This is a genomic window from Pseudomonas sp. Tn43 (assembly GCF_014192635.1).
GTDB lineage: Bacteria > Pseudomonadota > Gammaproteobacteria > Pseudomonadales > Pseudomonadaceae > Aquipseudomonas.
Genome location: NZ_JACHYG010000014.1, coordinates 55,594 through 68,651, shown reverse-complemented (window position 1 = coordinate 68,651; position 13,058 = coordinate 55,594). Strand labels below are relative to the sequence as shown.

Below are 13,058 nucleotides of genomic sequence, written 5' to 3'. Positions count from 1 at the left end.
GGGCATAGTCGCGGCTTCTTTAGAAACTATCAGCCACGGTCGTGCCCATGCTAAAGCGCTTCGCACCCCTCGTGCCTCTCGCACTCGTCACCCTGTTGTTCGGTTGCGCTGCCCACTCTCCAGTGTCCCAGCAAGAGCCAAAACCTCAGGTTTCAAATTCAGTTACCGCGCAATCTTCTTCCGTTCTTTTCCAGGAAGAGCTAGCTACCGATAAAGAACTGGCAGACTTCGCCGACGGCAAGTCGTACCAGCTTCCTGTTCTCGCCGACAGCATCCTCGAACGTGGCATGTCCCTGATCGGTACCCGTTACCGTTTCGGCGGCACCTCTGAAGCCGGTTTCGACTGCAGTGGCTTCATCGGTTACCTGTTTCGTGAAGAGGCCGGCATGAACCTGCCGCGCTCCACCCGCGAAATGATCAACGTTGACGCTCCTCTGGTTGCTCGCAGCGCCCTCAAGCCGGGTGACCTGCTGTTCTTCGCCACCAATGGTCGTCGCGGTCGTGTCAGTCACGCCGGGATCTACCTGGGTGACAACCAGTTTATCCACTCCAGCAGCCGCAAAAGCGGTGGTGTCCGGATTGACAGTCTGGGCGACAGCTACTGGAGCAAAACCTTTATCGAAGCCAAGCGCGCACTCGCGATGGCGCCGACTGCGGCCCCGGCTATCGTCACGGCACGCAAGTAAGCGGACAGTTTGTAAGGCGAACTTAAAGTCTTACTTGAAGTTTGCCGCGTAGCCGCTAGAATCCTGATCTATTATTGATGGCAAACCGCCTGCGTCCTGCGCAGGCGGTTTTCTTTTCTGCCTTTTGGGTGGAAAAAGCCGCAGCCAGATCAGGATGTTCTGTTTATGACGATGTCGGCCCGCCTCGCACTCATGTTTTTCGCAGCGCTGCTCAGCGCCTGCGCCAGCCGTACACCGCCACCTGCGCCGGTGGTTCGCGCTCCCATTGTTTTCGGTCCTTCCCAAGCCTTTTCCCCTGCGGCAGAAGACGTGCTGTTTCGCGCGCTGGGCCTGGTGGGAACACCTTATCGCTGGGGCGGCAACACGCCCGATTCCGGGTTCGATTGCAGCGGGCTGATCGGTTACGTTTATCGCGATGTCGCCGGCATTTCCTTACCGCGCTCTACCCGCGAGATGATCGGCATGCAAGCCCCCAGTGTCGGCAAGGAAGGCCTGCAAACCGGTGACCTGATTTTCTTCGCCACCAATGGCGGCTCCCAGGTCAGTCACGCCGGGATCTACGTCGGCGAAGGCCGCTTCGTCCACGCACCCGCCACGGGCGGCACGGTCAAGCTGGACAGCTTGTCCAAGGCCTACTGGCAGAAAGCTTATCTGAGCGCCAAGCGCGTCTTGCAACCTGAGCATTTGGCACATAATCCGTAGTTGTCATGAGCGCTCGCTTGAAGGATGACTCGCGCTGGGTGATAGGTTGGCGCTGTGCAAAGCTGTAGGAGCGAGGCTTGCCCGCGAAAGCGGTGTGTCAGTCGATATCAATGTTGACTGTGCTGCCGCCTTCGCGGGCAAGCCTCGCTCCTACGATCAGAGCTGATTACTTAGCCGCGGACACGCGCCACACCTTGTTCCCCACATCATCCGCCACCAGCAAGCCTCCTTGCTGATCGATCACAACACCCACCGGCCGCCCCATCGCTTTTTCGTCGTCAGTGAGGAAGCCAGTAAGCACATCCACCGGCTGCCCGGTCGGTTTGCCGGCATTGAACGGCACGAAAATCACTTTATAGCCGCTGTGTGGCTTGCGGTTCCACGAGCCGTGTTGGCCGATGAAGGCGCCTTGGGTGAACGGTGCGGGCAACTTGCTGCCTTCGGCGAACGTCAGGCCCAGTGATGCGGTATGTGGCCCCACCGCGTAGTCCGGCGCAATCGCCTTGGCCACCAGATCGGGGTTTTGTGGCTCGACGCGAATGTCGACGTGCTGGCCGTAATAACTGTAAGGCCAGCCGTAGAACCCGCCATCCTTCACGGAGGTGATGTAGTCCGGCACCAGATCGCTGCCGATTTCGTCGCGCTCGTTGACGGCGGTCCACAGGGCGCCGCTTTGCGGTTCCCAGGCCAGGCCGTTTGGATTGCGAATCCCTGAAGCGAAAATGCGGTGGTTGCCGGTGGCACGGTCCACCTCCCAGATCGCCGCGCGGCCTTGCTCCTGATCCATGCCGTTTTCACCGATGTTGCTGTTCGAACCCACAGTGACGTATAGCTTGCTGCCATCCTTGCTGGCGATGACGTTTTTGGTCCAATGGTGATTCAGTGTGCCGCCCGGCAGATCGACCACCTTGATGGGCTGCGACTTGATCGCCGTCTCACCGTTTTCATAGTGGAAGCGCAGCAGGCGATCAGTGTCGGCGACGTACAGGTCCTTGCCGACCAGGGTCATGCCGAAGGGCGAATTAAGGTTTTCCAGGAAGACCGTGCGGGTTTCGGCCACGCCATCGTGGTCCTTGTCCCGCAGCAGGGTGATGCGGTTCGGGCTAGGGACGCCGGCACCGGCGCGGCCCATGACCTTGCCCATGACCCAGCCGCGAATGCCTCGGCCAGGTTTGGGCGGTGCGTTGGTTTCGGCTACCAGTACATCGCCGTTGGGCAGCACGTACAGCCAGCGCGGGTGCTCGAGGCCTTCGGCAAACGCTGCCACTTGAGTCCCTGGCGCGGCGACAGGTTTCTTGCCTTCAGGCCAGCCGATCGCCGGGGCGATGTTCACCGTCGGGATCAGTGTTTTATTCGGTTCTGGCAGCTTGGGCGAAGGGCCTGTGCCGTCCGAGACTTGCAGGCTGGAGGTGTCACCACAGGCGGCGAGCCCTCCGGCGAGCGCGATAACGAAAGCGAGCTGGGATTTGCGCATTACTGATCTTCCCTATGAATGCATTGAAGTAATCATAGAGAAGCGTAGACGCCCGATGGTTCAACCGGTCAGCCGCGGGCTTCCTTGAGCACAATAGCGATGCCCGGATGGTAGTTGCCGGCTTCATTGCGCAACTTGCGGTAGGCGTAAGGGAAATACCAGGCCACGGCGCAGGTGTGTTCCTTTTGCAGGTCATCGACCATGTCCTGGAGTTCCTCCGGGGTGGCGCTGTGCTGGGCTTTTTGTGGCGCGACAAACAGACAGCCGAGTTTCAGATCGCTGGCGTAGCTGATTCGCTTCGCATCACTGGTGATGTCCGCCAGCGCCTGGGTCAGGTTCAGGCTATTGACCCGTGGCCAGCGCTGGGTGGCCTGCAGATACGCGCGCTCTTCGCTGCTGGCGATAAACAGATCGGCCCGGGCGTTGCGTTCGCCTTCTTCGATCTGTTTGCGGGTCGACGTTTGTGTCAGCGTGACCATTTCTGCCATCCAGGCTGCGGCGGAAAGCAGGCCGAGGTTGGCGTTTTCGTCGTGCCAGTAGGGCGTATCGTTATCGCCGCGCACGGCGTTGTAGCGGTCGATACAGTCAAACCAGCGTTCCAGCACAGGCCGCAGGAATTCCAGCTTCGGATTGCTGATGATCATGCCTTGCATGTGGCTCACCCTTGTTATTGTGTTGTCAGGTTGTGGCTCTTTGATATCACTGCTGACAGTGTGGCACAAGATTGGCGTCAGTTAATTGATCGATGGCAGTTATTCGCTCAGCGGTGTCCCGGCTTTAATTGACGCTCCACCCCCAACCCTCTAACCTTCGCGGCTTGTTTCAGGTGCTCTGTGACCTTGGTCGACAGAGTGAAACAGGGAAGCCGGTGAGTGAATTTCTTCCAGCAAAGAATGATCACGATCCCGGCGCTGCCCCCGCAACGGTAAATGAGTAAAAGCTGCGCGAGGGCCTGATGACAGGCCCTAGCCACTGTGTCGACTGTCGACATGGGAAGGCGCGCAGTCAGGCGCAAGCCGCTCATGAGCCCGGAGACCGGCCTGATTCATCCAACGGCATCACGGTGGGCGATGCCAGGCTTCTTGCCGTCTATTCTTGTGCCTGCCCGCCGTTATCCAGCCTCAACGGAGAGCTCCCCCATGACTGATACTCCCGATCGTGACGAACGCCATCTGGCGCGCATGCTGCGCAAAAAAGCGGTGATCGACGAACGCATCGCCAATTCGCCGAATGAATGCGGTTTGCTGCTGGTGCTCTCCGGCAACGGCAAAGGCAAGAGCAGTTCGGCGTTCGGCATGCTTGCGCGGGCCATGGGCCACGGCATGCAGTGCGGCGTGGTGCAGTTCATCAAGGGGCGCAACAGCACCGGCGAGGAGCTGTTTTTCCGGCGCTTTGCGGAACAGGTGCGTTTTCATGTGATGGGCGAAGGCTTCACCTGGGAAACCCAGGATCGCCAGCGTGACATCGCCGCCGCCGAAGCCGCTTGGGCGGTGTCCCGCGAACTGCTGCGCGATCCGGCCATTGGCCTGGTGGTGCTCGATGAATTGAACATTGCCCTCAAGCACGGCTACCTGGATCTCGATCAGGTGCTCAGCGATTTGCAGGCGCGTCCGCCGATGCAGCACGTGGTGGTCACGGGTCGTGGCGCCAAACCGGAGATGATCGATCTGGCCGACACCGTCACTGAAATGGGCATGATCAAACACGCCTTCCAGGCCGGAATCAAAGCGCAAAAAGGCGTCGAGTTGTGAACTGCACTTTATGAATAGCCATCGTCAATGCCCGGCGGTCCTGATCGCCGCGCCGGCCTCCGGTCAGGGCAAGACCACCGTCACCGCCGCGCTCGCCCGTTTGCATCGTAATCAGGGGCGCAAGGTTCGCGTGTTCAAATGCGGCCCGGACTTTCTCGACCCGATGATTCTCGAGCGCGCCAGCGGCGCGCCGGTCTATCAACTCGACATGTGGATGGTCGGCGAACAGGAAAGCCGGCGTCTGTTGTGGGAAGCCGCTGGCGAAGCCGACCTGATCCTCATCGAAGGCGTCATGGGGCTGTTCGACGGTACGCCGTCCAGTGCCGACCTGGCGCGGCACTTCGGCGTGCCGGTGCTCGGCGTGATCGACGGCACCGCCATGGCCCAGACCTTTGGCGCGCTGGCCCTGGGCCTTGCGCGTTATCAGCCGGATTTGCCGTTTGCCGGTGTGCTGGCCAATCGGGTCGGCACCGTGCGCCATGCGCAATTGCTCGAAGGCAGCCTGACTGAAGGTTTGCGCTGGTACGGCGCGCTGTCCCGGGAGACCGGGATCGAATTGCCGAGTCGGCATCTCGGCCTGGTTCAGGCCAGTGAATTGAATGATCTCGACCTGCGTCTCGATGCGGCGGCCGACTCATTAGCCAGCAGTTGCGACGTGGCGCTGCCGCCAGCCGTGGAATTCGCCGCGCCTGAAATGATCGCCGCCGAACCGTTGCTGGCCGGTGTGCGGATTGCCGTGGCGCGGGACGAAGCGTTCGCGTTTACCTACGGCGCGAGCCTGGATTTGCTGCGGGCCATGGGCGCCGAATTGACGTTCTTTTCGCCGATCCGCGACAGCGAGTTACCTGAGGCAGACAGCCTCTATCTGCCGGGCGGCTATCCCGAATTGCACCATGTGGCGTTGTCACAAAACACGTCGATGCTGACCGCGATCCGCGCGCACCACGCGGCGGGCAAACCGTTGCTGGCCGAGTGTGGCGGCATGCTGTATTTGCTGGATTCCTTGACCGATGTCGAGGGCACTCGCGCTGAACTGGTTGGCTTGCTGGCCGGTGAAGCAGTGATGCAGAAGCGTCTTGCCGCGTTGGCCTTGCAGGCGGTCGAATTGCCGGAAGGTTTGTTGCGTGGCCACACCTATCACCACTCGCTGACCAGCACCGGGCTTGAGCCGATTGCCCGAGGTTTGAGCCCCAATGGCGGGCGAGGGGCGGAAGCGGTTTATCGTGAGGGGCGGATGACGGCTTCTTATGTGCACTTTTATTTCCCGTCCAATCCATCGGCGATTGCCGCGCTGTTTGTGCCTGACCTTAAGACCGCCATCGCGGGCAAGCCCGCTCCCACAGGGGAATGCAATTCAAATGTGGGAGCGAGCCTGCTCGCGAAGAGGCCATGACCGACAACACATTTTCCGAAGCCGAACGCGCAGCCGTTTACCGAGCCATCGCCGAGCGCCGCGACATGCGGCACTTCAGCGGCGGCTCGGTCGAACCCGAGTTATTGAGGCGTCTGCTCGAAGCCGCGCACCAGGCGCCGAGTGTCGGCCTGATGCAGCCCTGGCGTTTCATCCGCATCAGCGACCGGGCCCTGCGCGGCAAGATCCAGCAACTGGTGGAAGAGGAACGCATCCGCACTGCCGACGCCCTCGGCGAGCGCTCCGACGAATTCATGAAGCTCAAGGTCGAAGGCATCAGCGACTGCGCCGAGGTGCTGGTCGCTGCACTGATGGACGATCGTGAACGGCACATTTTCGGCCGTCGTACATTGCCTGAAATGGACATCGCGTCGCTGTCCTGCGCCATCCAGAACCTTTGGCTCGCATCCCGCGCCGAAGGCCTGGGCATGGGCTGGGTGTCATTGTTCGAGCCACAAGCGCTGGCGGATTTGCTGGGGTTGCCGATCGGGGCCAAGCCTTTGGCCGTTCTTTGCCTGGGGCCGGTCAAGGAATTCTACCCAGCGCCCATGCTGGTACTCGAAGGCTGGGCGCAGACGCGTCCACTCAGCGAGTTGTTGTATGAAAATTACTGGGGAGAGAGTCAATGAGTGTGGCGTTGTTGAGTGTCGCCGCGGTCGCGCTGGATGCGCTGCTGGGTGAACCCAAACGCTGGCATCCGCTGGTGGCGTTCGGTCGTTTTGCCGATCGCATCGAGCAACGTTTCAACTCCGGTGGCCGTGGCTGGCGCAGTCACGGCGTCACGGCCTGGGTGATGGCGGTCGTGCCGCTGACTTTGCTGGCCACCGCACTTTCCTGGGCACCTTATATCGGTTGGATCGTCGAGATTCTCCTGCTCTATTGCGCTCTTGGCATGCGCAGCCTTGGTGAGCACGTTGAGCCGGTGGCCAAGGCCCTGCGCGGCGATGATCTGGGGGAGGCGCGCAAACGCGTCAGCTATCTGGTCAGCCGTCAGACCAGCGAACTGGATGAAACCGACGTCGCCCGCGCCGCCACCGAATCGGTGCTGGAGAACGGCAGCGATGCGGTGTTCGCCGCGTTGTTCTGGTTTGCCGTGGCGGGTGCGCCCGGCGTGGTGCTCTATCGCCTGAGCAACACCCTCGATGCGATGTGGGGTTATCGCAACGATCGCTTCGAACGCTTCGGTTGGGCCGCGGCGAAAATCGATGATGTTCTGAACTACATTCCCGCACGCCTGGTGGCATTGACCTACGCGCTGCTGGGCAAAACCCGACTGGCGTTGAAATGCTGGCGTACCCAGGGCCCGACCTGGGACAGCCCGAATGCCGGGCCGGTGATGGCGGCCGGTGCAGGTGCGCTGGGTGTCGAGTTGGGCGGGGCGGCGATTTATCACGGTGAACTGCATCAGCGTCCGCCGTTGGGCGAAGGTGTGCCGGCGGACGCCGATTCCATCGAGCGTGGCTGGCAATTGGTCCAGCGCGGGGTATGGTTATGGCTGCTGATTCTTTGTGTGGGGGCGCAGTTTTATGCTTGAGCACGGTGGTCGCTTGCGCAAGGCGGCGCTTGAATACGGCATTGCCGAAGCCGATTGGCTCGACCTGTCCAGTGGCCTCGCGCCTTGGCCATTCCCGGTCCCGGACATCCCGCTGCGGGCCTGGGCGCGGTTACCGGAAACCGATGACGGTCTGGAGCAGGCTGCCTGCGACTATTACGGTGCGGCTCAGGTATTGCCGGTGGCCGGTTCGCAAATGGCGATCCAGTTGCTGCCGCGATTGCGCCGGCCCGGCAAGGTCGGCGTGCTGGCGCCGTGTTACGCCGAACACGCCGAAGCCTGGCGTCGCAATGGTTATATCGTGCGCGAAGTGCTGGTGTCGGAAGTCGATTTCTTTCTCGACAGCCTCGACGTGCTGGTGGTGGTCAACCCGAACAATCCCACAGGGTTGAGCCTGACCCCGGCTCGCCTGCTGGATTGGCATGCGCGGCTGGCCCAGCGTGGTGGCTGGCTGGTGGTGGACGAGGCGTTCATGGATAACACGCCGCATTTGAGCCTGGCGCCGTTTACCCATCAGACCGGATTGATCGTGCTGCGCTCCTTCGGCAAATTCTTCGGCCTGGCCGGTGTGCGACTGGGGTTTGTGCTGGCCGAGCGCAAGTTGCTCAAACTGCTGGCCGAACAGGTCGGGCCCTGGGCGGTCAGCGGTCCGACACGAGTGCTGGGCCAGGCGTGCCTGACGGATACGCACGGGCACACTCGACAGCGCATTCGTACGGACGAGGCTGGCGAGCGTCTGGCGTTGCTGCTTGAACAGTACGGTTTCAAACCCCAGGGCGGCTGCGCATTATTTCAATGGCTGATCACTGAATCTGCCCAAGCGCTGCACGAATTCATGGCCCGGCGCGGCATTCTGCTGCGGTTGTTCACCCACAACAGCAGCGTGCGGTTCGGCTTGCCCGCCGATGAAGCGGATTGGCTGCGTCTTGAGCAAGCGCTCGAAGCCTACGTCAAGGACGCGCAATGACTACGTTAATGGAGCAGGGCGCGACTTTGATGGTGCAGGGCACGACTTTGATGGTGCAAGGCACTACATCGGACGCCGGTAAAAGCACACTGGTGACGGCGCTGTGTCGCTGGGTGACGCGTCAGGGCGTGAGCGTCGTGCCGTTCAAGCCACAGAATATGGCCCTCAATAGCGCGGTGACCGCCGACGGGGGCGAGATTGGCCGTGCTCAAGCGGTGCAGGCTCAGGCGGCCAACCTCGAACCGCACACCGACATGAATCCGGTGCTGCTCAAACCCAATAGTGATACCGGTGCTCAAGTGATCATTCATGGCCGTGCAGTCACGACGATGAACGCGGTCGCCTATCACGACTACAAAGCCATCGCCATGCAAGCGGTGCTGGCCTCCCATGAGCGTTTGCGTGCGGCGTATCCGGTGGTGATGGTCGAAGGGGCGGGTTCGCCAGCAGAGATCAACTTGCGCGCCGGGGACATCGCCAACATGGGGTTTGCCGAGGCGGTGGACTGCCCGGTGGTGCTGATTGCCGACATCAATCGCGGTGGGGTTTTCGCCCACTTGGTCGGTACGCTGGAGTTGCTGTCGCCCAGCGAACAGGCGCGGGTCAAAGGCTTCATCATCAACCGGTTTCGCGGCGACATCGCCTTGCTGCAACCAGGCCTCGATTGGCTGGAGGCGCGCACTGGCAAACCGGTGATCGGGGTTTTGCCCTATGTGATGGACCTGCACCTTGAGGCCGAGGACGGCATCGATCAGCGCCAGGCCGACAAGGCCGAGCAAGTGCTCAACGTGGTGGTGCCGGTACTGCCGCGCATCAGCAACCACACCGATTTCGATCCGCTGCGCCTGCATCCGCAAGTGGACCTGCAATTCATCGGCCCCGGTCAGGCGATTCCGCCGGCCGACCTGATTATTCTTCCCGGCTCGAAAAGCGTGCGCAGCGACCTCGCATACTTGCAGGCCAATGGTTGGGACACGGCCATCTCGCGACACTTGCGCTACGGCGGAAAAGTGTTGGGGATCTGCGGCGGTCTGCAAATGCTCGGCGAGCAGGTGCACGACCCGCTGGGCCTCGAAGGCACGCCGGGTTCCAGTGCCGGTTTGGGCTTGCTGGCGTTCCAAACCCAGCTCGAAGAAGAGAAGCAGTTACGCAATGTGCGTGGACGCCTGGCGCTGGAAGATGCGCCGGTCAGTGGCTATGAAATTCATGCCGGCGTGACCAGCGGGCCGGCGCTGGAAAACGCTGCGGTGCATCTCGATGATGGTCGCTGCGACGGCGCACAAAGTGCCGATGGGCAGATTTTCGGCACCTATCTGCATGGGCTGTTCGAATCACCGGCGGCGTGCGGTGCGCTGTTGCGCTGGGCCGGGCTGCAGGCTGTGCAGGAAGTGGATTACCACGCCTTGCGCGAGCGCGATATCGAACGGTTGGCAGATTTGGTGGAGAAGCATCTGGATACTTCGCTGTTGCGTGAACTCTGTGGGATTTGAGGGCGCCTTCGCGGGCAAGCCTCGCTCCTACAGGTTGTGTGTCGTTCACATTATTACGATTCGACGCTAATCCGTAGGAGCGAGGCTTGCCCGCGAAGAGGCCTGCCCCGACACCGCACATCTTAAGGAATAAACATGCTGCAACTGATCCTCGGCGGCGCCCGTTCCGGTAAAAGCCGCCTGGCTGAAAAACTGGCGACAGAGAGTCAGCTCCACGTCACTTACATCGCCACCAGCCAACCCCTGGACGGTGAGATGAACGAACGGGTGGCCCATCACCGCGCCCGTCGTCCAGCCGAATGGGCACTGATCGAAGAACCGCTGGAACTCGCCCGTGTGCTGCGCGAAAACGCCAGTGCCGATCGTTGCTTGCTGGTGGATTGTCTGACGCTGTGGCTGACCAATCTGCTGATGCTCGACAATGCCGAGCGCTTGTCGGCCGAGCGCGAAGCCCTGCTGGACTGCCTGGCGTCATTGCCAGGTGAAATCATTTTTGTCAGTAACGAGACCGGCATGGGTGTCGTGCCGTTGGGCGAATTGACTCGCCGTTATGTCGATGAAGCCGGTTGGCTGCATCAAGCCTTGGCCGAGCGCTGTCAGCGAGTCGTCCTGACCGTCGCCGGCCTGCCCCTGACTTTGAAAGGAACTGCGTTATGACTCACGCCTGGTGGCTGAACCCGTGCAAACCCATCGATGCGCAAGCGGTCGAACAGGCGCAGGCACGTCAACAGCAACTGACCAAACCCGCGGGCTCACTCGGTCGGCTCGAATCGGTGGCGGTGCAACTGGCCGGGTTGCAGGGGCAGGTCAAGCCGGCGCTGGATCAGCTGTGGATTGCGATTTTTGCCGGTGACCATGGTGTGGTTGCTGAAGGCGTGTCGGCGTTTCCGCAGGAAGTCACTGGACAGATGCTGCTCAACTTTGTCAGCGGTGGCGCGGCGATCAGCGTGTTGGCGCGGCAGTTGGGGGCTTGCCTGGAAGTGGTCGATCTCGGCACTGTCACGCCGTCGTTGAATCTGCCAGGCGTGCGTCACCTGAACCTTGGTCCGGGCACGGCGAATTTCGTCCAGGGGCCGGCGATGACCCAGGTCCAAGGTGAACTCGCCTTGCAGGCCGGCCGGGACAGTGTGCAGCGCGCCATCGCAGCCGACGCGCAGTTGTTCATCGGTGGCGAAATGGGCATCGGCAACACCACGGCGGCCAGCGCATTGGCCTGTGCGTTGCTCGATTGCCCGGTGGTGCATCTGGCCGGACCGGGCACCGGATTGAATGCAGCGGGTGTCAGCCATAAAGCCCAAGTCATTGAACGCGCCTTGGCGTTGCATGGCGCTCAGCGTAGCGATGCGCTGCAAACGTTGTTCAACCTCGGCGGTTTCGAAATCGCTGCGCTGGTCGGCGCGTACCTGGCCTGCGCTCAGGAAGGTGTCGCGGTGTTGGTCGACGGGTTTATTTGCAGCGTCGCTGCGTTGGTGGCGGTGCGTTTGAATCCGGCCTGCCGTGAGTGGCTGCTGTTCGGTCATCGCGGCGCCGAGCCGGGTCATCGCCATGTGCTCGAAACCCTGAACGCCGAACCCTTGCTGGAGCTCGGCCTGCGACTGGGCGAGGGCAGTGGTGCGGCATTGGCCGTGCCATTGTTGCGCCTGGCCTGCGACCTGCACGGGCAAATGGCGACGTTCGCCGAAGCCGCAGTGGCGGATCGTCCGGCATGACCTTGCGCCTGGACCTGTTGCGCCATGGCGAAACCGAGCTCGGCGGCGGTTTGCGCGGCAGCCTCGACGATGCACTGACCGGCAAGGGTTGGGCGCAGATGCGCGCCGCGGTGCTTGAGCAGGGGCCCTGGGATCGACTGGTCAGTTCGCCGTTACAGCGTTGTGCACGCTTTGCTGACGAGCTGGGGGCGCAACTCGGGTTGCCAGTGCAGTTGGATAAGGATCTGCAAGAGCTGCACTTCGGCGCTTGGGAAGGGCAGAGCGCGGCGGCGCTGATGGAAACCAGCGCCGAGGCGTTGGGCATGTTCTGGGCCGATCCGTATTCGTTTACGCCGCCAGACGGTGAACCGGTGACGGACTTTTCTGCGCGGGTGTTGGCGGCCATCGAACGGCTGCACACGGCCTATGCCGGTGAGCGGGTCTTGCTGATCAGCCATGGCGGCGTCATGCGTTTGTTGCTGGCGCAAGCGCGCGGATTGCCGCGTGAGCAGTTGCTCAACGTTGAAGTCGGCCACGGCGCGTTGTTTTCGTTGTCGGTCGAACCCGGCGTCTTGTTAAGGGAAGCGATCTGACCATGTTGCCGTTCTGGATCGCCCTGCAATTCTTGAGCAGCCTGCCGATTCGTTTATCGGGTATGCCGACGCCCGAGGAATTGGGCCGATCGCTGCTGTTTTACCCACTGGTCGGTTTGCTGTTCGGCTTGATTCTGTGGGGGCTGAACTGGCTGTTGCTGGGCGCGCCATTATTGCTTCACGCCGCTTTGCTGCTGAGCGTTTGGGTCGTGCTCAGCGGCGCGTTGCACCTGGATGGCCTGGCCGATAGCGCTGATGCGTGGCTCGGGGGTTACGGCGACCGTGAACGCACCTTGACCATCATGAAAGACCCTCGCAGCGGGCCCATCGCGGTGGTGACGCTGGTCGTGGTATTGCTGCTCAAGTTCGCTGCGTTGCTGGCGTTGCTCGAGCAACAGCACAGCGTAGTTCTGATCATCGTTCCATTGATTAGCCGCAGCGCGTTACTGGGCTTATTCCTCTCCACACCTTACGTGCGCCCCGGTGGATTGGGGCAAGCGCTGGCCGATCATCTGCCGCGTTTGGGCGGCAAACAGGTAGTGGCGATCAGTGCGATGGCCTGTGTGCTGATGGCTGGCCTCAGCGGCGTATGGGCGCTTGTGTTGGCGGCCGTGATGTTTGTCTGGCTGCGGCAAGTGATGGTGCGCCGATTGGGCGGGACGACGGGCGATACGGCGGGAGCATTGCTGGAATTGCTGGAAGTGACGATGCTGGTGGGGCTTGCATTGCTCTGAACCCCTTGCT

The 13,058-nt window shown here is 61.6% G+C and carries 14 protein-coding genes and 1 riboswitch; of the genes, 12 read left to right on the top strand and 2 right to left on the bottom strand.

Going from position 1 to position 13,058, the window contains the following annotated elements:
* The first annotated feature begins 47 nt into the window (after positions 1–47).
* Positions 48–686: a C40 family peptidase gene (locus FHW68_RS24425; protein ID WP_095634545.1), complete on the top strand. Its 639-nt coding sequence runs from the start codon at positions 48–50 to the stop codon at positions 684–686.
* Positions 687–851: 165 nt separating this feature from the next.
* Positions 852–1,388, top strand: coding sequence for a C40 family peptidase (locus tag FHW68_RS24420; RefSeq protein ID WP_007898942.1), 537 nt, complete (start codon positions 852–854; stop codon positions 1,386–1,388).
* 166 nt (positions 1,389–1,554) lie between these two features.
* On the opposite strand, the gene FHW68_RS24415 is transcribed toward FHW68_RS24420, so the two are convergent.
* Complete coding sequence (locus tag FHW68_RS24415; RefSeq protein ID WP_095634546.1) at positions 1,555–2,862, bottom strand: sorbosone dehydrogenase family protein; 1,308 nt, start codon at positions 2,860–2,862, stop codon at positions 1,555–1,557.
* A 68-nt stretch (positions 2,863–2,930) separates the two neighbouring features.
* Positions 2,931–3,515, bottom strand: a complete 585-nt coding sequence (locus FHW68_RS24410; protein ID WP_095634547.1) for a hypothetical protein — start codon at positions 3,513–3,515, stop codon at positions 2,931–2,933.
* 154 nt (positions 3,516–3,669) lie between these two features.
* A riboswitch (cobalamin riboswitch) is annotated at positions 3,670–3,921 on the top strand.
* Positions 3,922–4,001: 80 nt separating this feature from the next.
* On the opposite strand from FHW68_RS24410, the gene cobO reads away from it, so the two are divergent.
* The 10 genes from cobO to FHW68_RS24360 all read left to right on the top strand — a co-directional run bounded on the left by cobO (position 4,002) and on the right by FHW68_RS24360 (position 13,048).
* On the top strand, positions 4,002–4,613 hold the full coding sequence (gene cobO / locus FHW68_RS24405) for a cob(I)yrinic acid a,c-diamide adenosyltransferase (RefSeq protein ID WP_095634548.1): 612 nt from the start codon (positions 4,002–4,004) through the stop codon (positions 4,611–4,613).
* 10 nt (positions 4,614–4,623) lie between these two features.
* Complete coding sequence (locus FHW68_RS24400) at positions 4,624–6,006, top strand: cobyrinate a,c-diamide synthase (RefSeq protein ID WP_095634549.1); 1,383 nt, start codon at positions 4,624–4,626, stop codon at positions 6,004–6,006.
* Entirely contained in the window at positions 6,003–6,653 is a 651-nt protein-coding gene (gene bluB, locus FHW68_RS24395; RefSeq protein ID WP_183683499.1) for a 5,6-dimethylbenzimidazole synthase, read from the top strand. Before FHW68_RS24400 ends, bluB begins: the two co-directional genes overlap by 4 nt.
* Entirely contained in the window at positions 6,650–7,558 is a 909-nt protein-coding gene (gene cbiB, locus FHW68_RS24390; RefSeq protein WP_095634551.1) for an adenosylcobinamide-phosphate synthase CbiB, read from the top strand. The genes bluB and cbiB overlap by 4 nt, the downstream gene beginning before the upstream one ends.
* On the top strand, positions 7,551–8,543 hold the full coding sequence (cobD, locus tag FHW68_RS24385; protein WP_095634552.1) for a threonine-phosphate decarboxylase CobD: 993 nt from the start codon (positions 7,551–7,553) through the stop codon (positions 8,541–8,543). The genes cbiB and cobD overlap by 8 nt, the downstream gene beginning before the upstream one ends.
* Positions 8,544–8,572: 29 nt before the next feature.
* Positions 8,573–10,033 carry a cobyric acid synthase gene (locus FHW68_RS24380; protein WP_409258783.1) on the top strand — a complete coding sequence of 487 codons (1,461 nt, stop codon included), beginning with the start codon at positions 8,573–8,575 and terminating at the stop codon, positions 10,031–10,033.
* Between the two features lie 135 nt (positions 10,034–10,168).
* Entirely contained in the window at positions 10,169–10,690 is a 522-nt protein-coding gene (gene cobU / locus FHW68_RS24375; protein ID WP_095634553.1) for a bifunctional adenosylcobinamide kinase/adenosylcobinamide-phosphate guanylyltransferase, read from the top strand.
* A complete protein-coding gene (cobT, locus tag FHW68_RS24370; RefSeq protein ID WP_183683497.1) occupies positions 10,687–11,742 on the top strand; it encodes a nicotinate-nucleotide--dimethylbenzimidazole phosphoribosyltransferase in 1,056 nt (351 codons plus the stop codon). Before cobU ends, cobT begins: the two co-directional genes overlap by 4 nt.
* Entirely contained in the window at positions 11,739–12,314 is a 576-nt protein-coding gene (gene cobC, locus FHW68_RS24365) for an alpha-ribazole phosphatase family protein (protein WP_183683495.1), read from the top strand. Before cobT ends, cobC begins: the two co-directional genes overlap by 4 nt.
* 2 nt (positions 12,315–12,316) lie before the next feature.
* The gene (locus tag FHW68_RS24360; protein WP_183683493.1) at positions 12,317–13,048 is read left to right on the top strand and encodes an adenosylcobinamide-GDP ribazoletransferase; all 732 of its coding nucleotides are present in this window, start codon (positions 12,317–12,319) and stop codon (positions 13,046–13,048) included.
* Positions 13,049–13,058 lie beyond the last annotated feature (10 nt).